At 59.5% G+C, this 21,457-nt stretch carries 23 protein-coding genes, 1 tRNA gene and 2 pseudogenes; 21 read left to right on the forward strand and 5 right to left on the reverse strand.

Annotation, left to right across the window (positions count from 1 at the left end):
* Position 1: 1 nt before the first annotated feature.
* The 6 genes and pseudogenes from purC (at position 2) to PBDP_RS07175 (ending at position 2,391) form a co-directional block, all read left to right on the forward strand.
* A complete protein-coding gene (gene purC / locus PBDP_RS07155) occupies positions 2–715 on the forward strand; it encodes a phosphoribosylaminoimidazolesuccinocarboxamide synthase (RefSeq protein ID WP_109755880.1) in 714 nt (237 codons plus the stop codon).
* 83 nt (positions 716–798) lie between these two features.
* Positions 799–888, forward strand: a tRNA-Ser gene (locus PBDP_RS07160).
* A gap of 85 nt (positions 889–973) precedes the next feature.
* Positions 974–1,136 (forward strand): annotated as a pseudogene (locus PBDP_RS29865) (phage tail protein); the annotation flags it as partial.
* A 168-nt stretch (positions 1,137–1,304) separates the two neighbouring features.
* A complete protein-coding gene (locus tag PBDP_RS07165; RefSeq protein WP_146206883.1) occupies positions 1,305–1,565 on the forward strand; it encodes an AbrB/MazE/SpoVT family DNA-binding domain-containing protein in 261 nt (86 codons plus the stop codon).
* A gap of 2 nt (positions 1,566–1,567) precedes the next feature.
* A complete protein-coding gene (locus PBDP_RS07170; protein WP_109755878.1) occupies positions 1,568–2,077 on the forward strand; it encodes a type II toxin-antitoxin system YhaV family toxin in 510 nt (169 codons plus the stop codon).
* Between the two features lie 89 nt (positions 2,078–2,166).
* Complete coding sequence (locus PBDP_RS07175; protein WP_212802012.1) at positions 2,167–2,391, forward strand: hypothetical protein; 225 nt, start codon at positions 2,167–2,169, stop codon at positions 2,389–2,391.
* A gap of 95 nt (positions 2,392–2,486) precedes the next feature.
* Here the strand turns inward: PBDP_RS07175 and PBDP_RS29870 are convergent, their stop codons facing one another.
* Positions 2,487–2,753 (reverse strand): short-chain dehydrogenase, encoded by a 267-nt coding sequence (locus tag PBDP_RS29870; RefSeq protein ID WP_109755876.1) that lies wholly within the window; start codon positions 2,751–2,753, stop codon positions 2,487–2,489.
* A 343-nt stretch (positions 2,754–3,096) separates the two neighbouring features.
* Between PBDP_RS29870 and PBDP_RS30250 the strand changes: the two are divergent.
* The 3 genes and pseudogenes from PBDP_RS30250 to PBDP_RS07185 all read left to right on the forward strand — a co-directional run.
* Positions 3,097–3,873 (forward strand): annotated as a pseudogene (locus PBDP_RS30250) (HAMP domain-containing protein); the annotation flags it as partial.
* 78 nt (positions 3,874–3,951) lie between these two features.
* Positions 3,952–4,731: a methyl-accepting chemotaxis protein gene (locus PBDP_RS30255; protein WP_502936873.1), complete on the forward strand. Its 780-nt coding sequence runs from the start codon at positions 3,952–3,954 to the stop codon at positions 4,729–4,731.
* A 12-nt stretch (positions 4,732–4,743) separates the two neighbouring features.
* A complete protein-coding gene (locus PBDP_RS07185) occupies positions 4,744–5,490 on the forward strand; it encodes a phytanoyl-CoA dioxygenase family protein (RefSeq protein ID WP_212802014.1) in 747 nt (248 codons plus the stop codon).
* Positions 5,491–5,501: 11 nt separating this feature from the next.
* On the opposite strand, the gene PBDP_RS07190 is transcribed toward PBDP_RS07185, so the two are convergent.
* The 3 genes from PBDP_RS07190 to PBDP_RS07200 form a co-directional block, all read right to left on the reverse strand.
* A complete protein-coding gene (locus PBDP_RS07190; RefSeq protein WP_109755873.1) occupies positions 5,502–5,870 on the reverse strand; it encodes a cupin domain-containing protein in 369 nt (122 codons plus the stop codon).
* 100 nt (positions 5,871–5,970) lie between these two features.
* Positions 5,971–6,777, reverse strand: coding sequence for an AraC family transcriptional regulator (locus PBDP_RS07195; protein WP_176688478.1), 807 nt, complete (start codon positions 6,775–6,777; stop codon positions 5,971–5,973).
* A 325-nt stretch (positions 6,778–7,102) separates the two neighbouring features.
* Complete coding sequence (locus tag PBDP_RS07200) at positions 7,103–7,294, reverse strand: YegP family protein (protein WP_014337049.1); 192 nt, start codon at positions 7,292–7,294, stop codon at positions 7,103–7,105.
* 302 nt (positions 7,295–7,596) lie between these two features.
* On the opposite strand from PBDP_RS07200, the gene PBDP_RS07205 reads away from it, so the two are divergent.
* The 6 genes from PBDP_RS07205 (at position 7,597) to PBDP_RS07230 (ending at position 13,368) form a co-directional block, all read left to right on the forward strand.
* Positions 7,597–8,565, forward strand: a complete 969-nt coding sequence (locus PBDP_RS07205) for a glycosyltransferase family 2 protein (RefSeq protein ID WP_116831674.1) — start codon at positions 7,597–7,599, stop codon at positions 8,563–8,565.
* 2 nt (positions 8,566–8,567) lie between these two features.
* Positions 8,568–9,275, forward strand: coding sequence for a class I SAM-dependent methyltransferase (locus tag PBDP_RS07210; protein ID WP_212802015.1), 708 nt, complete (start codon positions 8,568–8,570; stop codon positions 9,273–9,275).
* Between the two features lie 44 nt (positions 9,276–9,319).
* Entirely contained in the window at positions 9,320–9,655 is a 336-nt protein-coding gene (locus PBDP_RS07215) for a GtrA family protein (protein WP_109755951.1), read from the forward strand.
* Positions 9,652–11,736 (forward strand): DUF6311 domain-containing protein, encoded by a 2,085-nt coding sequence (locus PBDP_RS07220; protein WP_212802016.1) that lies wholly within the window; start codon positions 9,652–9,654, stop codon positions 11,734–11,736. Before PBDP_RS07215 ends, PBDP_RS07220 begins: the two co-directional genes overlap by 4 nt.
* A 239-nt stretch (positions 11,737–11,975) precedes the next feature.
* The gene (locus PBDP_RS07225; RefSeq protein WP_212802017.1) at positions 11,976–12,899 is read left to right on the forward strand and encodes a LysR family transcriptional regulator; all 924 of its coding nucleotides are present in this window, start codon (positions 11,976–11,978) and stop codon (positions 12,897–12,899) included.
* Between the two features lie 103 nt (positions 12,900–13,002).
* Positions 13,003–13,368, forward strand: a complete 366-nt coding sequence (locus PBDP_RS07230) for a 5-carboxymethyl-2-hydroxymuconate Delta-isomerase (protein WP_109755950.1) — start codon at positions 13,003–13,005, stop codon at positions 13,366–13,368.
* A gap of 3 nt (positions 13,369–13,371) precedes the next feature.
* Here the strand turns inward: PBDP_RS07230 and PBDP_RS07235 are convergent, their stop codons facing one another.
* Positions 13,372–14,304 (reverse strand): LysR family transcriptional regulator, encoded by a 933-nt coding sequence (locus PBDP_RS07235; protein ID WP_116831677.1) that lies wholly within the window; start codon positions 14,302–14,304, stop codon positions 13,372–13,374.
* 521 nt (positions 14,305–14,825) lie between these two features.
* Here PBDP_RS07235 and PBDP_RS07240 point away from each other — a divergent pair.
* From PBDP_RS07240 to PBDP_RS07265, 6 genes are all read left to right on the forward strand, one after another.
* On the forward strand, positions 14,826–16,208 hold the full coding sequence (locus tag PBDP_RS07240) for a glutamine synthetase family protein (protein WP_502936859.1): 1,383 nt from the start codon (positions 14,826–14,828) through the stop codon (positions 16,206–16,208).
* Between the two features lie 165 nt (positions 16,209–16,373).
* Positions 16,374–18,023, forward strand: a complete 1,650-nt coding sequence (locus PBDP_RS07245) for a phosphoethanolamine transferase (RefSeq protein ID WP_163854974.1) — start codon at positions 16,374–16,376, stop codon at positions 18,021–18,023.
* Positions 18,024–18,091: 68 nt separating this feature from the next.
* Positions 18,092–18,733, forward strand: coding sequence for a class I SAM-dependent methyltransferase (locus tag PBDP_RS07250; protein ID WP_109755864.1), 642 nt, complete (start codon positions 18,092–18,094; stop codon positions 18,731–18,733).
* Between the two features lie 121 nt (positions 18,734–18,854).
* Complete coding sequence (gene rnd / locus PBDP_RS07255) at positions 18,855–19,988, forward strand: ribonuclease D (protein WP_109755863.1); 1,134 nt, start codon at positions 18,855–18,857, stop codon at positions 19,986–19,988.
* The gene (locus PBDP_RS07260; protein WP_053120094.1) at positions 19,985–20,278 is read left to right on the forward strand and encodes a YcgL domain-containing protein; all 294 of its coding nucleotides are present in this window, start codon (positions 19,985–19,987) and stop codon (positions 20,276–20,278) included. Before rnd ends, PBDP_RS07260 begins: the two co-directional genes overlap by 4 nt.
* Before the next feature lie 127 nt (positions 20,279–20,405).
* Positions 20,406–21,338, forward strand: coding sequence for a D-2-hydroxyacid dehydrogenase (locus PBDP_RS07265; protein ID WP_163854969.1), 933 nt, complete (start codon positions 20,406–20,408; stop codon positions 21,336–21,338).
* Positions 21,339–21,457 lie beyond the last annotated feature (119 nt).

Genomic DNA, 21,457 nt, shown 5'->3' on the forward strand with positions numbered 1-21,457 from the left:
CATGGAAAAACGTGAAGAACTCTACCGCGGCAAAGCCAAGTCGGTTTACAAGACCGACGATGCTGACCGCTTGATCCTGCTGTTTCGCAACGACACCTCGGCGTTCGACGGCAAGCGCATCGAACAGCTGGATCGTAAAGGCATGGTGAACAACAAGTTCAATGCCTTCATCATGCAGAAGCTCGAAGCCGCCGGTGTGCCGACCCAGTTCGACAAGCTGCTGGGCGACAACGAATGCCTGGTCAAGAAACTGGACATGATCCCGGTCGAATGCGTCGTGCGTAACTACGCCGCCGGCAGCCTGGTCAAGCGCCTGGGCGTGGAAGAGGGCATGAAGCTCAACCCTTACACCTTCGAGCTGTTCCTGAAGGACGACGCCAAGGGCGATCCGTTCATCAACGAATCCCACGTCGTGGCATTCGGTTGGGGCACCGCCGAGCAACTGGCGCGCATGAAGGAGCTGTCCCTCAAGGTCAACGAAGTGCTGACCAAACTGTTTGACGACGCCGGCCTGCTGCTGGTGGACTTCAAGCTTGAATTCGGCGTGTTCAGCGACGGCTCCATCGTCCTGGGCGATGAATTCAGCCCGGACGGCTGCCGCCTCTGGGACAAGGACACCAAGAAGAAGATGGACAAGGACCGCTTCCGCCAGGGCCTCGGTGATGTCATCGAAGCCTACGAAGAAGTCGCCCATCGCCTGGGTGTGCCGCTGTAATCGACGCAAGCATCTGATAGCACGGAAAAAATTTCGCTCGGGGGTTCGCTTCCGGCGAATGTGCTGGTATGATGCGCGCCACTGGAGAGATGCCGGAGTGGCCGAACGGGACGGATTCGAAATCCGTTGTACTGGCGACAGTACCTAGGGTTCAAATCCCTATCTCTCCGCCATATTTAAAGGCCCCGAGCGCTTAACCGCCTCGGGGTTTTTTTGTATTTGGGGGAATTATGGGGGAATGGGGGCGGATGTCATTTCCCCCACCATGCTGGAATCGTCCTCGGTTCCGCCCCGTCACTGCTTGGCCTTTCTGTTGCACCACCTGAATGGCCGTCCATCCGAAATAATTGTATTCAGTGGGCCACGGCATGATCGTACCCGACTTGTATTGCCGCACAGAGGCACACAAGTCGGCGTCTGATATGACATTTTCGTCTTGTCTGGTCATTCGCACAGGCTTCGCTATCTGTTACATCATCACGCTTCCTTTATTCGGCTTTGATGGTGTTAAATGCACTCCTCGTGAACCATAGTGATCTACAGTGATCCTACAGAGGGCACGGATACACCCCATAAGGTCATGCTCGCCATGAAGCGTTCAGGCCATGTCCTGCTGAAAGTGCAGGAAAATTTGCGATGGAGAGAAGTCATGTCTAAAGGCAATGTCGTCTCGTTTACCGACAGAAAGGCGGAGATTCAAACAGGTATCGAGTTCCTTGATCTGCTTGACAGGGATATCAAGGAAAATCCTGAAGGTATCCAGCCTATTCCTCGCGGCCTGCTGCAGCGAATTCAAGCAATTCGCAATCAGGCAGACGACAATCGTCGCCGCGAGCTTCAAGAAGGCTAAGCGTGACTGAAAGCACGATTCATATCGAAAACGGGTGGGCACTTTATGCTCACCCGTTATTCATTGCGCGCCTCGAAGAAATCACCGTCGCTGTTGAGAGGGCGATGGCTAATGACCCGGAAGGCTTTCACCATCATCCGGTCTACAAGCTTTTCGATGCAGTGAGCGTGAATATCCTGATAAATGTTCCGTCTGATCCGGCCCATACCTGCTATCGCCAGGGGAACACGCTAGGGCGTGACTTCAAACATTGGTTTCGAGTGAAGAAGCAAGGGATACCTCCACGATATCGCCTGTTTTTTCAGTTCAGATCCGAGGCGCCGAAGACCATCATCTACGCGTGGCTCAATGATGAGAAAACGTTGAGGAAGGATGGCGATAAAAATGATGTGTATGCAGTTTTTACCGCAATGCTCCTAAACGGGAAAATGCCTAATTCCTACACCGACCTCGTCGCGGCTTGCGGAGTCTTGGAATATGGAAGTTCTACGACAGGAACGGAGGAAGAATAAAGCCATCCGTTTTCCATAAAAGCCCGGCGTATCCGCTGGGCTTTTTCGTTTCTGGCGTTTTGTCGCGTACGGGAGCGCGGCGATATGGATTGCGCGACAGTATTGCGAGCGTGAACTTCGGGGGCGCGGATCGCCTGACCTATGATGTGCGCCGCGGTTTTGCCTCGTTTACGGATGAGCCACGTTACGACATGGAGTTTGTCGAGAACTGGTTGAACATGGGCCTGCCCGAATGCCAACGAGGCAAGAACTTCCCCGTGACCTACTTGGCTGGCTCAGTACGACGACGCTTGAAAGGGATCGCCCTGCGATAAGTTCGGAGCTTTTCGGCAGGTCTACTTTGTAATAGGAAGGTTGCCGGTGATTACAGATTTAACTGATCGGCATCTCCACGTAGATGCCTTTTGATCTAGGCCGGCTCTGCGTCCAAGCGTCGGGCTATGACATCAAGCACGTCGCAACCGTCCCTCAAGGAGATGCAGCACAGTTGTGCAAAGTCTTGGAGGACGACTGAGTCACTTGGAATGTACCCTCGCATGACGAGGTTCTCTAAAAGCTGGGTGACCGCGCGAATTCTATAGCCTGCCGTGTCAAGCAAGATGTGCAAAGGCGCAGAGGTATCGACGAAGAGGGGTTGATCATCGGCATTGCTGGTAAGAGCCATGTATCTATTCATTTTTTAACTTCCATGATTGAGGACCTTCTTACCATTTGTCATCGAGTCGCCAAACCCAAGCCGCTCTTACGAACGACGCTAGGACTTTAGAGCCCTTCTGTAGAAATCATCAATCAGATGATGAGTCAGAAAATTCCCTAAATTATGCGGGTGAGAAATGTCAGAAAATTCCCCGCTGCAATTACGTCCCCCCGGTTTTTTTAGTCCGCCCAACCCACTCCGTAACCTGCATAACCACAGCCTTCCCAACACCCAAAGCTTTGTAACAATTGGACAAATGGTCTATAGCTCAAGGCATGGCTGCCGATAGGCAAGCTAACCCCCATGAAAGGAGTGTCACCCCATGTTGCGGTTTTTCGCCGATCTAGGCTTCCGCTGGAAAATCACCCTGCCCATTGCGTTCCTGGCGCTGCTGTTGGTGCTGATGGGGTGGTCGGGCATGCGGGGCATCGGCCAGGTGACGGAGTCCAGCACGCAACTGACCAAGCGCTATCTGCCGGCCATCAGCCTGTTGCTCAACGCCGATCGCGATCTCTACCAGGCCTTTGTCGCCGAGCGCAGCCTGCTTGGGGGGAATGCGGGCAGTCATTCCGAGGCACTGCGGGCCAGTCATCGAGATAATCTGAAGCAAGCTTATGATCGTGTGCAGAAATATGCCGCGATGCAACCCAGCGCCGAGGCGTTGGCGCTGGTCAGTCAGTTCAATGATCGTTTTGCACAGTGGTCGCAGGTTTCGCGGCAGGTCGTCGAGCAGGCCGCGAGCAATCCGCAGGCGGCCAGTGCGCTGAGTTTTGGTGACGGCGAAAGTAAGTTCGACACCATGCGTGATGCCATCGATAAGCTGGGTGAGCTGGAAGACGAAGCGTCGCTGCGCGAGGGGCAAGCAGCGATTGACCGTGGCCAGGCGGTTGGGGTGCAGCAGGGCGGTATCTTGTTGGTGGGTCTGCTGGGTTGCATCCTGCTGATCGTTGCCTTGCCGATGGTCGTGCTGCGTCCAATGCGTCGCCTGCTGCACCGTGTCGAGCAGATCGCCGAGGGCGGTGGTGATCTGAAGGGCCGTCTCGAAGTGCGTTCGGCTGATGAGTTGGGTCAGCTTGGCAGCGCGTTCAACCGCTTCCTCGATAAGCTTCAGCCGCTGATTGCCGAAGTGGGCCGGGTGACCGGGGAGGTCGATGCCGCGGCCCGCGCCATGGCGAATATGGCCGCGACCAATGATCAACTGATCAGCAGCGAACATGCGGCGCTCGACCAGGTCAGTACCGCCGCGACCCAGATGAGTGCCGCTGTGCATGAAGTGGCACACAATGCCGTGAACGCGTCGGACGCCGCACAGCAAGCCAGCAGCCAGTCTCGCGATGGCACTGAAGTGGTCAGCAGCACCATCGAATCGATCCGTCAGTTGGCCCAGGAAGTGGAGAGCGCCTCGGGCACCATCGAGGCTTTGGCCCAGGAAACTTCCAGCATCGGTGCCGTGCTCGAGGTGATCCGCGGCATTGCCGAACAGACCAACCTGCTGGCGCTGAACGCTGCTATCGAGGCTGCACGAGCGGGCGAGCAAGGCCGTGGTTTTGCTGTCGTGGCCGATGAAGTCAGGGCCCTGGCGGCACGTACCCAGGATTCGACCAAGGACATCCAGGTTCGCATCGAGCGCTTGCAAAGCGGTGTCGCCAAGGCCGTGCAAGCCATGCAGGTCGGTAGCAGCAAGGCTCGTGACAGTGTCGAGCGCGCCGCGGGCGTCGATCAGGTGCTCAGTGGCACCAGCGGCTCGATCCAGCGGATCAACGACATGGCCGCGCAAATCGCCAACGCTTGTGAGGAGCAGAGCAGCGTCACCGAGGAGATTGCCCGCAACATTTCCGACATCCGCGACTTGTCCAACGAAGCGGCAGCGAATTCCGCCCAGAGCATGCAGGCCAGCCAACAGCTTTCCACCCTGTCACAAAACCTGGCAGGGTTGATCGGTCGCTTCCGCACCTGAGGCAGGTGCGCGGTGGACACCAACGACAGTCTCCAAGCGTTGCATCAGGACGGTTTCGTCCTGCTGCCCGCGGTACTGAGCGCCACACAGGTTGCCGACCTGCGCCACGCCATCGACCAGTTGAAGCCTGAGCATTGGGACTACAGCGGCGTCATCGATCATTACAAATGTGTGTTCAATCGTGATCCGTTCTGGCTACCGTTCCTGGATGTGGCCGGGGTGATCGAACTGGCCGAGGCGGCCCTGGGCGATGATTGCCATGTCATCGGCCAGACGGCCTGGCGCTGCCATCCCGGTTTTGCCGGGGCACCGTTGCACCTGGATCACCTGGCGATGGCGTTGCCGCCCAACCTGTTGGCTGACCCGACCTTTGACCTGCCGATGCAGGTGTTCACCGCGCAGTTTTACCTGGATGACATCGACGCCGACTTGAGCCCGACCCAGGTGATTCCTGGCAGCCACAAGGCCGGTCGAGCACCGCTAGCGGGCGAAACGCAATGGCAAGGGCGCCCCGCGCAGCCAGTACTGTGCAGGGCGGGCGATGTGCTGATTCTGCGCAGCGAACTATGGCATGCCGGCAGTGACAACCGCACCGTCGACCGCACGCGGTACCTGCTCCAGGTGCACTACGGTCGGCGGATGGTCGCGCAGAAGTTCTCACCCTATCTGCACTGGCAGTTCAATCCTGAGGTCCTGGCCGCCGCGACACCTCGCCAGCGGCGGTTATTGGGCGAGCACCAGGAAGCTGAATACGATTGAGCCTGGCTCAGTCAGATCCACACATCGTTGACCGCCGTTCGTTCATTGGTTTCGTCGCCGGTATTGATGACGCCGCGAGGCTCGATCAACAGCAGTTTCACTTCCTGGGCGGCGCAGGGCTTATGCTCCACACCTTTCTTGACCACATACATCTCGCCCGGGCCAATCGTCACCGCACCGTCGCGAAAGTCGATGCGCAGCTCGCCCTCCAGCACGATGAAGGTTTCATCCGTATCGGCGTGGGCGTGCCAGACGAAGTCGCCTTCGAGCCGGGCGATCTTGAATTGGTAGTCGTTCATTTCGGCCACGACTTTTGGCATCCACTGTTCCTGGAACAGGGTGTATTTCTGGGCGAAGTTGATGGGGGCGTAACGGGTCATCGAGGATGCTCCTTGGTGGGTGGTGCGTCCTACTTTATTGCTCGAGCCAACGTCGCGTATTGGATGATCGTGCAGCTTTTCGCGGCGCGCAGTCGCTGTCTTAGCGCAGCATGTTCAGCCAGCGTGCCGGTGAAATACCGAAGGCCTGGGTATGCAATCGGGTCATGTGGCTCTGATCGAAAAAACCACAGGCCAGGGCCACTTCGCTCAAGGGCGTGCCGTGGAAGGCCAGGCGCCGGGCTTCGCTCAAGCGCCGCTGGGTGATGTAGCGATAGGGGCTGGTGCCGTACAGCGCCCGGAAATCCCGGGACAGGCTCCATCGATCCCGGCCGCTGGCCTGCACCAGGTCGTCCAAGGTGATCACCTGGTCGAGGGCGTCGTGGATGAACAGGCGGGCACGCTCTGCCGCCGGGTAGTCGATCAGCCGCCGTCCCCGCCTGTTGCCTGCCGCGATATCCAGTGCCTGGGCCACATCGTAGATGGCGTCTTCTTCTTCCAGCGGGTCGAGGGGATGATCCAGGCTGTTCAACAGTCGACGGGTCGCGATGTTGAGGCGAGGGTCGTTGGACAATCCACCTTCGATAAAGGGCAATGGCTTGCCCCCCAGCACGTGCTGGATCACCGACGGTTCTATGTAGAACATCCTGTAGCGAAAACCCTCGCTCGTCCCTGCTTCGCCATCGTGTACCTCGTCCGGGTGCAGGACGATGGTTCCGCCGGGCTGACTGTGGCGTTTGCTGTGGCGGTAGTTGAAGCTCTGCACGCCCGAAAGCGTAATTCCGATGGCGTAGGTGTCATGGCGATGGGTGGTATAGCCATGCCCGCTGAAATAGGCCTCGATACGCTCCATGTTCCTCGACTCGGGCGCCCGCACCAGCCAGTCGCGGTTAGGGATTGATCGAGTCATTGCACCGGCCTCCTGCTGTTGTCCGTATACCCTACCTGCCTGAAAACTTTCGTCACAGCAAAAAAACTCCGCCTGTTCACTTGAGGCGATTGAGCCTGTGGCGAGGGGATTTATCCCCGTTGGGCTGCGCAGCGGCCCCCAAACCAGGCAACTCGGTGTGCCAGGAGGATTGAGTTCACTGCTTTAGGGCTGCTGCGCAGCCCAGCGGGGATAAATCCCCTCGCCACAATGATCGATCAGACAAGCCGGTGAAGATGAGCTCAGGTCGAGCCCGCAAGCTGCCCGTTCGTCGAGCAGCTTGTCGGCCAATCCCACACAGCACAGTTCAGATCTCTTTTACCGGCGTTTCACCCTGGACATTCTTGATCAGCCCGATGACGTGTAGGCAATCACTCTTGTTCACATAGGATTCGCCACTGGCGATCGTTTCATGGTTGCCGGCCCTCAAGCGCCAGCGCCATTGGCCTTTTCCGGTGCTGGGGGTGCCTCGGGTCTGTCGATAGATTTCAAAATACATGGGTTCGCTCCCTGCGATTCATTCAGTCAAGACATGCGTTGGACATGTGGCTGCAAGCCTATCCAAGTGGGTGGTTTTGGCTACGGGGAATTCGTTTCCATTGGTTATCAAATATTGCTGGGTATGAGCCCGGATCGAGTATTCGACTTTATGCGTGGAAAAAGTCATGTTGCGAGCATGCAGTCTGCTGAAGTTCCAGTTTGATCCTTGCGTTGCCTTCTCCGGTCCTGCTTAATACGTTTCGACGCCAAGGGCCGGAAGCCCGATGGGACTGAAAACACTATAAGAAAAAGAGCCATCAAGTGACTGAATATCCAGGAGTGGATCTGCAAGGTCGTCTAGCGCTTTCGCTTGTCATTCCGGTCTACAACGAAGTCCAGTCCATCGATGTGTTCATGGCCAGGATCGACCAGGTCTTTGCCCATGAATCGCTGTTGGACCTGGAGCTGGTGTTCGTCAACGACGGCAGTGTGGACGACACATTGGTGCTGCTGCTGGAACGGCAGAAGACCGACCCGCGCATCCGGATCGTCGACCTGAGTCGCAACTTTGGCAAGGAGGCGGCGTTGAGTGCCGGCCTGCAAGCCGCCCGTGGCCAGGCGGTGGTGCCGATCGATGTCGATCTGCAAGACCCTCCCGAAGTGATCCTGGAAATGATCGCCCATTGGCGCAACGGTGCCGAAGTGGTGCTGGGGCACCGGATCAACCGCGACTCCGACTCCTGGGCCAAGCAGGTTTCCGCCAACGGGTTTTACCGGCTGCACAATAAAATCGCCGACCACAAGTTGCCGGAAAATGTCGGCGATTTTCGCTTGATGGATCGCTGCGTGGTCGATGCGTTGCAAACCCTGCCTGAATCGCGCCGCTTCATGAAAGGGCTGTTCGCCTGGGTCGGGTTCCGGACCACCTACGTGGACTACGTCAGACCTGAACGGGCGGCCGGCGTAAGCAAGTTCAATGGCTGGCGCCTATGGAATTTTGCCCTTGAAGGCATCACCAGCTTCAGCACCGAACCGCTGCGTATCTGGACCTACCTGGGACTTTGCGTCTCGCTGGTGTCCTTTGCGTTCGCCATCTTCATCGTGCTGCGAACCCTGATTTCCGGAGTTGACCTGCCAGGTTATGCCTCGCTGATGGTGGCGGTCACCTTCCTGGGCGGGTTGCAACTGATCGGCATCGGCGTACTGGGTGAATACCTGGGCCGCACCTATATCGAATCCAAGCGCCGACCGGTTTTTCTGGTGCGGCGCATCTATGACGCCAAGGACTGACCATGGACCTCAAGGAAACCGACATCCTGGGCCCCGATATCGGGCAGCATTGGTACTACCGGTCGAAAGCGCGCGCCATGCTGCACATGCTCAAGGGCACTTCAGCCAATACGCTACTGGACGTGGGCGCCGGGTCGGGTTTTTTTTCCCATCACCTGCTGACCCATACCGCAACGGCTCAGGCCTGGTGCGTAGACATCAGTTACCCGGCCGACTCCGATGCCAGCACCGCCGGGAAACCGGTGCGTTATCGTCGGGCGGTGGACTCGCTGGACGCCGACCTGGTGCTGCTGATGGATGTGCTGGAGCACGTGGACGATGACGTGGGGCTGCTCAAGTCTTATGTCGACAAAGTGCCGTCCGGCAGCCGCTTCCTGATCACCGTGCCGGCATTCCAGTTCCTCTGGAGCGGCCATGACGATTTTCTCGAGCACAAGCGCCGTTACACCCTCAAACAGTTGGAAGCCGTCGTGGCACAGGCCGGTTTGCAGGTCCAGCAAGGTGCCTATTACTTCGGCCTGGTATTCCCCATTGCCGCCGGCCTGCGCCTGTTGCAGCGCAAATCCCACGGGGCACCCAAGTCGCAGCTTGCGCGGCATCATCCGCTGGTCAATGGCGTGTTGAGGTCACTGTGTAGCCTGGAACGTCCGATCATGGGCGCCAATCGTATTGCCGGTCTGACGGTGTTCTGCCTGGCGCAGAAGCCGTGACCTGGACGCACTCGCCGTTGCTGCGACGTGCCTTTCGCTTTGCCATGACGGGCCTGGTGGTCACTGCGGTCCATGTGGTGGCTGCCGTGCTGTTCGTGCACCTGATCCTGGAAAACCCGCCGCTGGCCAATGGTTTCGCCTTTGTGGTGGCGACCGTGGTGTCGTACCTGATCAACACCCTCTGGAGTTTTTCCAGCCGCTTGCATGGGCGGACTCTTGGCCGGTTCCTGGTGGTCTCGGCCGGTGGGTTCGGGCTGGCGATGCTGGTGGCCTGGGTGGCCCAGAGCCTCGGCCTGGGTTACCTGGCTGGCATCGCGGCCGTCGCGCTGATCATCCCCGTGTTCACCTTCATCCTGCATAATTTCTGGACGTATCGATGACTGCTCGCGGCAAGCATTACTCGCTTTCCCTGTTGCCCATACTGTTGGGGGCGCTGGCATTTCTGCTGGTGATCGGCCCGCGGGTCCTGGACCCGACGAACATCGCCTGGCTGGGGGAGGGCGATGCGGCGACCCACTACATGGGCTGGGCGTTCTTCCGCAGTTCGCCCTGGACCTTTCCGTTGGGCATGAACCCGTCCTATGGTTTGGAGTTGGGCAACGGCATCATTTTTTCCGATTCCAATCCGCTGTTGGCGTTTCTGTTCAAACCCTTCAACGCCTGGCTTCCCGAGACATTCCAGTATTTCGGTCTCTGGTTGCTGGCCTGTTTCATCCTGCAAGCCTGGTTCGCCTGGAAACTCGTCGGCCTGCTGACACCGTCGGTGTGGATCAGGTTGTTGGGGGCGGGCCTGTTTGTGTTTTCGCCGCCGATGTTCCTGCGCATGGGCGGGCACCTGTCGCTGTCCGGGCACTTCCTGATCCTGGCGGCCCTGTATCTGGCGCTGCGGCCCGGCCTGGAGAAGCGTCGGCTGGCCTGGGGCGGGTTGTTGGCTGCTACGGCGCTGGTGCATGCGTATCTGCTGGCCATGGTGGCGTTGATCTGGCTGGCCGATCTTGCCAGCAGGGCCGTCAAGGCTCGGTTATCCCGGCGCAATGCCTTGGTCGAGTTGTGCGGCTTGTTCCTGCTCGTCGCATTCTGCTGCTGGCAGGCGGGTTATTTCAGCGTGGGCGGCGGGACCGTGGCGGGCGGCTATGGGTTGTATCGCCTCAACGTCATGTCGCTGGTCAACCCCAGCGGCTGGTCTTACACCTTGCGCGACATGCCCCAGGGCCCCGGGGACTACGAAGGTTTCAATTACCTGGGATTGGGCGTCCTCCTGCTGGCGATCTGCGCCGGCGTGGCATTGCTGCAGGGCAACACCGGTCTGGCGAAGGCCGTGCGCCACCGGCGACTGTTGCTGTTGGCATTGATCGGACTGACGCTGTTCTCGCTGACCAACCACCTCGGCATCGGCATGCAGAATATGCATTACTGGCTGCCCAAGCCCCTCGAGCTTCTGGCAAACGTCTTTCGCGCGGCTGGCCGGATGTTCTGGCCGGTGTTCTACGCCATCGTATTTGTCGTCATCTTCGCGGTGATCCGCGGCAACAAGCCACGGGCAGCGGCGTGCCTGCTGGCTATCGCGCTGGTGGTACAAGTCCTGGACACCCGCGCGGGATGGGCCGGCCTGCGTCACAGTCGGATGACGCCGGTCGCCTCGAGTTGGCCCACGTCCATGAATGATCCGTTCTGGGCCAGCGCGGCCCGCCATTATTCGAAAGTCCGGACGCTGTTGCCGCAGAACCAGCCGGACAACTGGCTGCTGACCAGTCAATACGCCCTGACGCATGGCCTGGAAATCGATGGCGTGTACCTGGGACGCATGAGCGACCGGGCGATCGAGCAGGCCCAGCGACACACTGAGCAGATGCTCGCCAGCGGCCAGTACGCGGCGGATTCGCTGTACATCCTCGACCCTCGCGCCGCGCTCCAGGCGACGAAAACCGTCAACCGCCAAACCGACCTGTTGACCCGTGTCGATGGCCTCGTGGTGTTGGCGCCGGGCTGGAAAACGTGCGCCCAATGTCCGCCGTTTACCAACGAGACGCTGGATGTGCAGGTCAAGCTCGGTGAGCGCCAGGTGTTCAGCCGAATCAACGCCATGTTGGCCGACGGCTGGGGACGCGTCGAGGAGTGGGGCACCTGGTCGGAAGGAACCGAGGCCGAGGTTGTTTTGCGCATACCGCCAGAGGCGCGCGCCATCTCGATCGAAGCGGCGGCGTTCGTGCAGCCCTCGCACATGCGTCAGCGGGTGAAGGTCTCGATCAACGGTGTCGAGGCGCTGTCGACGCAGTTCACGCGCTTGCAAGACAACACCCTTGAACTGTTCCTGACTCCGGCCATTCGTGAAACGATTGGCGCGGATGGGCGGTTGCGCGTGCAGTTCCAATTACCCGATGCCATCAGTCCCAAGGCGCTGGAGTTGGGGAGTGACGAGCGAGTCATGGGGCTGGGACTGAAATCGCTAACGGTTAAGTAGCTGTTCACCGTGGCGAGGGAGCTTGCTCCCGCTGGGCCGGTCCGACGCTTCGGGCGAAGCGGCTCCAAGACTTTGCGGTTGCCGCGCAACCGAGCGGGAGCAAGCTCCCTCGCCACAAAAGCAGGGGGCCTCTTCCAACTCTTTGGATGGTATTGCGCAGGCCATGGGCCTTTTGCGCATAGACGCACGACCCCCAGCATTTCTACACTGCATCCAGTCAAGGAATCAGGGGGCAGTGGATGAACCGCAACGAATTGCGCAAGGCCGACATCAACCTGATGGTGGTTTTCGAAACGCTGATGCTTGAGCGTAACGTGACACGGGTGGCGGAAAAACTGTTCCTGGGCCAGCCGACCATCAGCTCGGCCCTCAATCGCTTGCGCAAGATGTTCAACGACCCGCTGTTCATTCGCGTCGGCCACCGCATGGAGCCGACGGCAAGGGCCGAGGAAATCATCCGGCATCTATCCCCAGCGCTCGATTCGCTGTCGGTGGCTTTGAGCCTGACCCACGACTTCGACCCCTCCAGCAGCACCATGACGTTTCGCATCGGCCTGTCGGACGACGTCGAGTTCGGCCTGCTGCCGCCACTGTTGAGCAGCTTGCGGCAAGAGGCGCCGCAAATCGTGTTTGTGGTCCAGCATGTCGATTACTGGCGCATCCCCGACTTGCTGGCCTCGGGCGATATCACCGTGGGCATCAGCCAGACTCGCGGGCTGCCGGCCAATGCCAAGCGCAAGCTGTTACGACACATCCAGCCCCGCGTGCTGCGTGCCGATGCGTCGGACACACCGCTGAGCCTGGACGAATACTGCGCGCGGCCTCATGTGCTGGTGTCCCATACCGCGAACGTCGCCGGTTTTGCTGACGAATGGCTGGCCGAGATCGGACGCAAGCGCCAGGTCGTGCTGTCGGTGCCGCAATACAGCGCATTGCCGGCGTTGCTGGCCGGCACGGACTTGATCGCCAGCCTGCCGGACTATACCGCCGCCGCCATGGCCGCCTCGGGGCAACTGTTCAACGAACCCTTTCCCTTCAAGACTCCAACCCTGGATTTATCCATGGTCTGGCTGAGCCATGTCGACAGTGACCCGGCCGAACGCTGGTTGCGGTCGCGGTTGGAGGCCTTCATGGGCGAACGTGGGGTCTCGGCGCACGCCTGACACCGGCCCGTGGCGAAACAAAACCTGCCTCAATCAAGAAAGTCGAGGTAAGGTTGTGATGGCTGACATCACCTCGTCATATTTTCGAATCGGAGTCGAACACATGCCTCACCTGCACCTGGAGTACACCGCCAACCTGCCTGAGCTGAAGGCCGATTCCGCGCTGATGCGCCTGAACAATGCGCTGGTGGCCTCCGGTCAATTTGGCGCCGAGTTGGATATCAAGAGCCGGGCCGTGAAGCACGAGACTTTCCGGGTGGGTACGAGTCTGGGCGAGCGGGGTTTCGTACACGTGAAGCTGGCCTTGCTGAGCGGTCGCTCGCCGGAAATCAAGAAACAACTGTCCGCTAGCCTGCTGGCGGTGATCCAGGACCTGGGGCCATGGCCGGCTGGGGTCAGCGTGCAGCTGTGCGTGGAGATCCTCGACATCGACCGGGAGTCGTATGCCAAGGCCTTGATCGGTCAATGACGATCAGGCGTCGGGTGGGACGCAGGCCTTGATGATCTGTTCGCGCAGCCAGGCGTTGGCACTGTCCTGATCGACGGCCAGGCTCCATTGCATGTTCAAGGTAAACCCCGGCAGACCCTTGGGCACTTCGTGGTGATTGAAGATCGCCTCGTTGGCCAGCAGTTTCTGGATGCGGCGGGGCAGGGTCAGGATGAAGTCGGTGCCGGTGATCATCTTCAGTGCGGCACCGTAGCTGTTGGCGCGCGCGGCAATCTGGCGTTGGTGCGCCTGTTGCGACAGCCAGCCGTCCACCATGTTGGTCGCTGACGTCCAGGGTGTCGGAAACACGTGTCGGCGCTGTACGAAAGATTGAAGGCTCAGTTGCGGCTCAAGTGGTGTCGCCCGTTTGTCCACGACACAAACCAGGTCTTCCTCCAGTAACTGCCGGGATTTGAAATCGGCATGGTTGCTGTGGAAATTCGGGCCGAAGCAGATCACCAGGTCCAGGCTGCCGTCGCGCAGTTCTTCGGCGGGAATGTCGGCTTCGAGCTTGTGCACGTTCACCACCACCGGCAAGTTGGCGTAATCGAAGCTTTGCAGCAGTGGCGGCAGGATCAGTTGTTCGAAATATTCCGGTGCGCAGATGTTGAAAGTAATGGCTTGTCGGGTCGGATCGAAGGTTGGCGTACCGGCATGGCACAGGTTGATGCTTTGCAAAATGGCGCGCACGTGATCGTACATGCCCTCGGCCTTGTAGGTGGGACGCATGCCCGTGCGGGTGTTGATGAACAACTCGTCTTCGAAACAGGTTCGCAGTTTCTTGAGGCAATAACTGACGGTTGACTGGCTGACGCACAATGCCTCGGACACGCCGGTGACACTGCTTTGCTCGTACACGGCGCTAAACACCATGAGGTCTTGCATGTCGAGCTTTCTGAGGGAGTTACTGTTCAGCATCCGTTCTGTCTCTCGCTGTGCTCCTTGCGCGGACTTTGCGCAAACCAGGCTGACGATCCTAGCGGAACGATCGTGCCAAGAGAATGCCGGGCAGGCGCTTTCATGGTCGGGAACGGGACAGATAATGTAGGGAACACGACGTCTCGATCAACGACTGATTCGTTGACCTATGTTTAGCTCGCTGTGATCCAAGCTCCATCAAATCCAGGTTTAACCTGCCAGGATGCCGTGGGACGCTTGCCCGATGTGTTTCCTGTGATGCGCTCATGGACGGTTGGCCCCTGGCAGTGCAATACCCTTCATCCGCCGCAGTCGATCCGGTCGGCAGGTTCACGCCTGCCACGGCCCCGACCCTCAGTGCGTTGCCCTCCGAGCTGGCCTTTTGGGCGCTCTGGCATTGCCGTCACGCGCGTCCTCCAGATATTCGTATTTCCTGTTGATCATTCACGGTGCTCGCGCAGTGGCGAGCACAGACTGACGGCGCCTTGTCGCCCGTCCGACATGGAAATACGAGCCTTCTCATGAGCCTTGCCAAGATTTCTTTCGCACCCGTAGAGCACGCCCAGGCGTTCCTTGCCCAGAACCCCGATATTGAACTGTTCGAGCTGTTCATTCTCGACAACAACGGCGTGCCCCGGGGCAAGTTGTTGCACCGGGACGAGTTGCTGGCGGTCTTTGAAAGTGGCCGGCCGCTGCCCAGTACGATTCTCGGGCTGACCATCAATGGCGACGATGTGGAAAATTCCGGGCTGGTGTGGGACGTCGGTGACATCGATTGTCGTGCCTATCCCATCAGCGGCAGCTTGCAGCGCATGCCGTGGCGGTCGATTCCCACGGCTGCCGTGCAGGTTGGCATGCATCCCCAGGAGGGAATGCCGGCGGCCATCGCCGATCCGCGTTATCTGCTCAGCCGGGTGATAGAGGCCTTGCAGGCCGACGGTTATTACCCGGTTATGGCGGCGGAGCTGGAGTTTTATCTGCTGGACACGCAACGCGACAGCCAAGGCCGACCACAGCCGGCGCCGGACGCCGACGGCGGTCGACCGCGCGCTACCCAGGTCTACGGTTTGCGCGAGCTGGAACAGATCGAGCCGTTCCTGGCCGACCTGTACGCTGCGTGCAAGCTGCAAGGCATTCCAGCCCGGACCGCCATTTCCGAATACGCACCGGGGCAAGTGGAGATCACCCTCGAACACCGCAGCGATGCGTTGCAAGCCATGGACGAGGCGGTGCGTTACAAGCGACTGGTCAAGGGGGTGGCCCACAAGCATGGCATGCAGGCGTGCTTCATGGCCAAGCCGTTCGATCACCTGGCGGGCTCCGGCATGCACATGCATGTCAGCCTGGCGGACCGCGATGGCCACAACCTGTTCGCCAGTGAGGCTGGCGACGGCACGCCGCTGTTGCGCCAGGCGGTGGGCGGGATGCTCGACACCTTGCTCGATTCGCTGTTGATGTTTTGTCCGAACGCCAACTCCTACCGGCGATTCCAAAGCAACAGCTATGCACCGCTGGCGGCGACCTGGGGCGTGGACAACCGCACCGTGAGCCTGAGAGTGCCGGGCGGCCCGGCATTCTCGCGGCACATCGAGCATCGCATCTGCGGTGCCGATGCCAACCCTTACCTGGCTGCGGCGGCGATACTGGCCGGCATTCATCGCGGCATACGTGAGCAGTGCGACCCTGGGGAACCTGTCGAAGGCAACGGCTATGCCCAGGCGACTGAGCTGTTGCCCACCGACTGGCTCACCACCCTGCATACCCTCGAAGCGTCGGCCTGGGCGCGGGAAGCATTTGGCGCTGAATTTCTTGGCGTTTATCTGGCGGTCAAGCGCGCCGAGTACCGTCAATTCATGGGGGAAGTCGGGGAGCAGGATTGGCGCTGGTACCTGAATCAGGCTTGAAAACGGCTGGCCGCCTGTTTCTTAAATAATTATTTAGTAGCAACTTTTTCACGAAAAATTGATGGTGAGCTACCTAAAGTTTGTGTTGCCGTAGGAAATGAATTTTTCACATTTCCTACGGCACTTCTTTTTAAAAGAGCAACTTTCAGGAAGCCGTCAACCATCATGCTGACCATTAAAGCCGTGCGCCCCGAGTGGGTGACGCTGGCCGCCAGTGCCTTTTTATTAGTGGGCTTCAACCTCGTTCTCTGGCAACACTTGCTGGCGATCACGACGGCTGACGCCCGCGGCCTGCTGATGTGCGTGGCGTTCGGCGTGATGATCTTCTGCGCGTTTAACCTGGTGTTGACGCTCGTGGCTTTCCGTCCACTACTCAAGCCGGTGTTGATGCTGCTGTTCATGATCAGCGCCGGCGTGGCCTATTTCATGGCCCAGTACGGCGTATTGATCGACGCCGGCATGTTTCGCAACTTTGCTGAAACCAATGCCACGGAAGTCCGCGACCTATTGTCGCTGAAGTTGTTTATCTACCTCGGGTTATTGGGCGTGGTGCCTTGTTGGTTGTTGTTCAAGACACCGATCAACTATCGTCGCTGGCCTAAAGAGTTAATAAGTAAGTTGGTGGTCGGCGTGGCCTCGGCTGCGGTGATAGGCATGGTTGCCCTGGTCAACTACCAAGGCCTGTCTTCGTTGTTTCGCAACCACCACGAGTTGCGCTTGATGGTGGTGCCGAGCAACTACATCGGTGCTTCGCTCGGGTACTTGCGTGAGCAGGTCGCGTCGGCCAAGCAGCCATTCATCACGCTGGGCGAGGACGCCAGTCGCAACCCGGCCTGGCAAACCCATGGCCGCAAATCCCTGACCGTATTGGTGGTGGGCGAGAGCGCCCGGGCCGAGAACTTCGGCATCCTCGGCTATAACCGTGATACCACGCCGACACTGGATAAAGAGGCTGGGTTGATCGCCTTCACCGACGTGCATTCCTGCGGCACTGAAACCGCCGTGTCGGTGCCCTGCATGTTTTCCAACATGGGGCGCAAGAACTACGACGCCAGCAAGGCCAGAAATGAAGAAGGCCTGTTGGATGTGCTCAAGCGCGCCGGGCTGGAGGTGATCTGGCGGGATAACCAGTCCGGTTGCAAGGGCACTTGCGATCGGGTCACGTTGCAGGATGTCAGCAATCTCAAGGACCCGGACCTGTGCGCCAACAGTGAGTGCCGCGACGAGATCCTGCTCCAGGGGTTGCAGCATTTCATCGACACGCTCGACAAAGACACGGTGCTGGTGCTGCACCAAATGGGTAGCCATGGGCCGGAGTATTTCAAGCGCTATCCCAAGGAGTACGAACATTTCACCCCGGTGTGTGAAAGCAACGCGCTGAACAATTGCAGTCGCGAAAGCATCGTCAACGGCTACGACAACACGCTGGTGTATACCGATCATGTGCTGTCGACCCTGATCGATCTGCTGCGGGCCAACCAGGACAAGGTCGACACGGCCATGCTGTACCTGTCGGACCACGGCGAGTCCCTGGGCGAATACAACCTGTTTCTCCACGGCACGCCCTACATGCTCGCCCCGGAGCAACAAAAGCATGTGGCGATGCTCGCCTGGTTCTCCGACAGTTATCAGAAGTCTTTCTCGGTCGATACCCATTGCCTGCAACTGAGCCGGGAAAAGCCTCTGAGCCAGGACAACCTGTTTCACTCGATGCTCGGGTTGCTGGAAGTCAACAGCCAGGTCTACAACCGGGACCTGGACCTGTTCGCCAACTGTCGCGGCGCGGTGATTGACGGTGTCCTGGCGCGGGAGTGATGGCCTGGACCTTTTTTTCACGTGGCGTTGATTAACCTGTCATCCAATCTTTTCCAAGAGCCGTTTGTATGTCCAGGCTACCCCCTTCCACCGTCGAGCTTGAGTTCGCCAGGCAGCATGACCAGGAACATGCGCAGATCTGCTGCCAGCCGGCGCCTCGGCGGTTGCGCCTGGCGTTCTGGCGCGACGAGCAAATGGTGCGCAACGCCCTGAAAGTGGCGGGTGAGCCTGGGTTGGTGCTGGATGTGGCCTGTGGGGCGGGGCGGTTCTGGCCGGTGCTGGCCGAGCACGCCAACCGGGTGATCCTGGCGGCGGACCCGTCGCCGGACATGCTCGAACACGCGCTCACTCACCATGGCGGCGCGTTGCTCCAGCGGGTCAAGACCTTCCCGAGTTCGGCGTTCACCATCGGGCTGTCGGCCAACGCGGTGGATTGTATTTGTTGTCTGCAACTGTTCCGTCATGTCAGCGCCAGCGAACATCGCCTGGCGCTGTTGCGCGAATTTCATCGGGTCAGTCGCGATACGGTCATCGTTTCGCTGCAAATCGAAGGGCGTCTCAAGATTGGCCAGGCGCCGCAACGAAGCCTGGCCGACAAGGCCGATGTCGAAGCCGAGTTTCGCCAGGCCGGTTTTAGCGTGCTCTGGTATCAGGATTTCCTGCCCGGTTTTGCGCTGACGCGTGTTTATGTACTGCGTAAGACCGGTTAAGTCCTGATGTAGGACTATTCTTGCTTTTTCGCAGGCGATTTCTCTTAGGCTGCTGCTCTATGGATGCTCGCAATCGCCGGCGGCGATATATACTGCGCGCCATTCTTCAAGGGAGAGCCGTGTGGCCATCGATATTCACTGGATTCGCGACAACGATAGCCTCGGTCAGTTTTGCGCCGAGTGGCAGCAGTTGCCATTCGTCGCCCTCGACACCGAATTCATGCGGGTCGACACCTTTTATCCTATTGCCGGTTTATTGCAGATCGGCGACGGCAAGCGTGCCTACCTCATCGACCCCTTGACCATCGACAATTGGCAACCCTTGGCCGCGCTGCTGGAAAACCCGGCGGTGCTCAAGGTGTTGCACGCCTGCAGCGAAGATCTTGAAGTGCTGCTGCGTTTGACTGGCAGCCTGCCTGCGCCGCTGTTCGATACTCAACTGGCTGCCGCTTACCTGAACCTGGGTTTCTCCATGGGCTATTCGCGGCTGGTGCAGGAAGTGCTGGGTATCGAGCTGCCCAAGGGCGAGACCCGTTCCGACTGGTTGCAACGGCCGCTATCCGAGACGCAGATCAGCTACGCGGCAGAGGATGCCGTGCATCTGGCAGAAGTTTTCGTACAGCTGCGCCCGAAGCTTTCCGACGAAAAATACAGTTGGGTCCTGGAGGATGGTGCCGAACTGGTGGCCAACCTGCGTCGCGAAGTCGACCCGTACGAGGTCTACCGCGAGGCCAAGCTCGCCTGGAAACTGTCCCGCGCCCAATTGGCCGTGCTGCGCGAGCTGTGCGCCTGGCGCGAACGCGAGGCGCGGGCCCGTGACCTGCCGCGCAATCGCATCATTCGCGAGCATTCGCTGTGGCCCCTGGCCCGCACCCAGCCGGATAACCTCGGCGCGCTGGCGAAAATTGAAGACATGCACCCGCGCACCGTGCGCCAGGACGGCCAGTTTCTGCTGGACCTGATCCAGCGCGCCGCCAGCGTGCCGCCCGAGCAATGGCCACCGGCCGTGGCCGAGCCGTTGCCCATCGAGGCGTCGGCGCTGGTCAAGCGTCTAAAGGCGCTGGGGCAGGCTGAAGCCGAGCGCCTGGGGATCGCCCCGGAGTTGATGCTACGCAAGAAAACCCTCGAAGCGCTGATCAAGAGCGGCTTTCCCGAGGGCCCTTACCAATTGCCCGATTCGCTGCGTGGCTGGCGCCGCGAATTGATGGGCCAGGCGCTGCTCGACAGCCTGGCCACTGCCGGAGAACAGCCTTGAAACGTATCTGTTCCATCTACCGAAGCTCGAAGAAAAACGAGATGTACCTGTATGTGCTCAAGAGCGATGCCTTGAAGCGTGTGCCGGAGCCCCTGATGGCTGCCTTTGGCAAGGCTATCCACGCCTTCGACCTGGTGCTGAGCCCCGAACGGGAGCTGTCCCGGGAAGACATCAACAAGGTGCTGGAAAACCTCGACACCCAGGGCTATCACTTGCAGATGCCGCCGGCCGAAGACGAGTACATCGAGCATTTACCCGAAGAGTTGTTGCGCCGCAACGACCCGGTCTGACGGTAATCGGAGGTGCCTGTTCTGGGGGCCTCTTGAAACACACTGGAATGGTTTATTGACGACGATCGCATGGATGGAGCGACACTCTGTCGGCGGTTGTCTGCACTGTTTTTGAAAGGTTTGATTCATGCGCGTTCTGATTGCCGAACACGACCACGCGGTGTATGCCCAGCTTCTGCGCCAGGCTGCACCCGATATTGAAGTGCTGACCAGCGGCGATTCCGCCGAACTGTCGCGACTGGCCACCGATTGCCCGGTCTGGCTTGGCCAGCCCGATCTGCTGGCCACCCTGTTGCGTCAAGGCCATAAACCCCGTTGGCTGCAATCGACCTGGGCAGGCATCACGCCGCTGTTGGCCGAGGGCTTGACGCGCAATTACCGCCTGACCCGCGCGGTAGGCATTTTCGGCCAGGTGATGGCTGAGTACGTGCTCACCTACATGCTCGGCCATGAGCGCGAGGTACTGGCGCGGTTGGTCAGCCAGGTCGAGCGCAAGTGGGACAACCGCCAGGGGCAAGGCCTGGCCGGGCGCAAGGTGCTGATCGTCGGCACCGGCGATATCGGCCAGCGCGTGGCGCAGTTCCTGGTGCCGTTTGGCGTGCAGCTGTACGGCATCGCCAGCGAAGCCCGGGAGCTGGCGCCGTTCATCGAAGTCGGGGCACTGCAGGATCTGCCGCGCTTGGTGGGCGAAGTGGACTACGTCATCAACCTGCTGCCCAACACGCCCAACACTCATGATGTATACGACGCGGCGCTGTTCAAGCAATTCAAGCCAACCGGGCTGTTCATCAATGTCGGACGCGGCGTGGCGGTAGTGGATGCGGATCTGGTGCAAGCCTTGAAGGAAGGGCACCTGGCCGGTGCGGTGATCGACGTATGCCGCCAGGAGCCGCTGCCGCAGCGCCATCCATTCTGGACCGCCTGGGGGCTGTTGTTGACCGGGCATAGCTCGGCACCGACCTCGCCGACGATGATGGTGCAGTTGTTCCTGGAAAACCTGCGGGCCTATCAGGCCGGCGAAGCGTTACGCGGGGAAGTGGATTTCACCCGGGGCTACTGACACTGCCCCAATCAACTTGTGGGAGCGGGCTTGCTCGCGAAGGGGCCGATACATTCAACAATTATGTTGACTGACATTTCGCTTTCGCGAGCAAGCCCGCTCCCACAGTTGATCTTCAG

It is taken from the genome of Pseudomonas sp. St290, from assembly GCF_018325805.1.
In the GTDB taxonomy this organism is placed as follows: Bacteria; Pseudomonadota; Gammaproteobacteria; order Pseudomonadales; family Pseudomonadaceae; genus Aquipseudomonas; species Aquipseudomonas bijieensis.

Excerpts from the sequence above, each read along its gene's own strand:
- PBDP_RS07240 (WP_502936859.1), top strand. The coding sequence starts at position 14,826 with ATGAGCCTTGCCAAGATTTCTTTCGCACCCGTAGAGCACGCCCAGGCG.
- PBDP_RS07235 (WP_116831677.1), bottom strand. The coding sequence starts at position 14,304 with ATGCTGAACAGTAACTCCCTCAGAAAGCTCGACATGCAAGACCTCATG.
- PBDP_RS07230 (WP_109755950.1), top strand. The coding sequence starts at position 13,003 with ATGCCTCACCTGCACCTGGAGTACACCGCCAACCTGCCTGAGCTGAAG.
- PBDP_RS07265 (WP_163854969.1), top strand. The coding sequence starts at position 20,406 with ATGCGCGTTCTGATTGCCGAACACGACCACGCGGTGTATGCCCAGCTT.
- PBDP_RS07165 (WP_146206883.1), top strand. The coding sequence starts at position 1,305 with ATGAAGCGTTCAGGCCATGTCCTGCTGAAAGTGCAGGAAAATTTGCGA.
- PBDP_RS07210 (WP_212802015.1), top strand. The coding sequence starts at position 8,568 with ATGGACCTCAAGGAAACCGACATCCTGGGCCCCGATATCGGGCAGCAT.
- PBDP_RS07245 (WP_163854974.1), top strand. The coding sequence starts at position 16,374 with ATGCTGACCATTAAAGCCGTGCGCCCCGAGTGGGTGACGCTGGCCGCC.
- PBDP_RS07225 (WP_212802017.1), top strand. The coding sequence starts at position 11,976 with ATGAACCGCAACGAATTGCGCAAGGCCGACATCAACCTGATGGTGGTT.
- PBDP_RS07215 (WP_109755951.1), top strand. The coding sequence starts at position 9,320 with ATGACGGGCCTGGTGGTCACTGCGGTCCATGTGGTGGCTGCCGTGCTG.
- PBDP_RS07200 (WP_014337049.1), bottom strand. The coding sequence starts at position 7,294 with ATGTATTTTGAAATCTATCGACAGACCCGAGGCACCCCCAGCACCGGA.
- PBDP_RS07195 (WP_176688478.1), bottom strand. The coding sequence starts at position 6,777 with ATGACTCGATCAATCCCTAACCGCGACTGGCTGGTGCGGGCGCCCGAG.
- PBDP_RS07190 (WP_109755873.1), bottom strand. The coding sequence starts at position 5,870 with ATGACCCGTTACGCCCCCATCAACTTCGCCCAGAAATACACCCTGTTC.
- PBDP_RS07220 (WP_212802016.1), top strand. The coding sequence starts at position 9,652 with ATGACTGCTCGCGGCAAGCATTACTCGCTTTCCCTGTTGCCCATACTG.
- purC (WP_109755880.1), top strand. The coding sequence starts at position 2 with ATGGAAAAACGTGAAGAACTCTACCGCGGCAAAGCCAAGTCGGTTTAC.
- PBDP_RS30255 (WP_502936873.1), top strand. The coding sequence starts at position 3,952 with ATGGCCGCGACCAATGATCAACTGATCAGCAGCGAACATGCGGCGCTC.
- PBDP_RS29870 (WP_109755876.1), bottom strand. The coding sequence starts at position 2,753 with ATGAATAGATACATGGCTCTTACCAGCAATGCCGATGATCAACCCCTC.
- PBDP_RS07250 (WP_109755864.1), top strand. The coding sequence starts at position 18,092 with ATGTCCAGGCTACCCCCTTCCACCGTCGAGCTTGAGTTCGCCAGGCAG.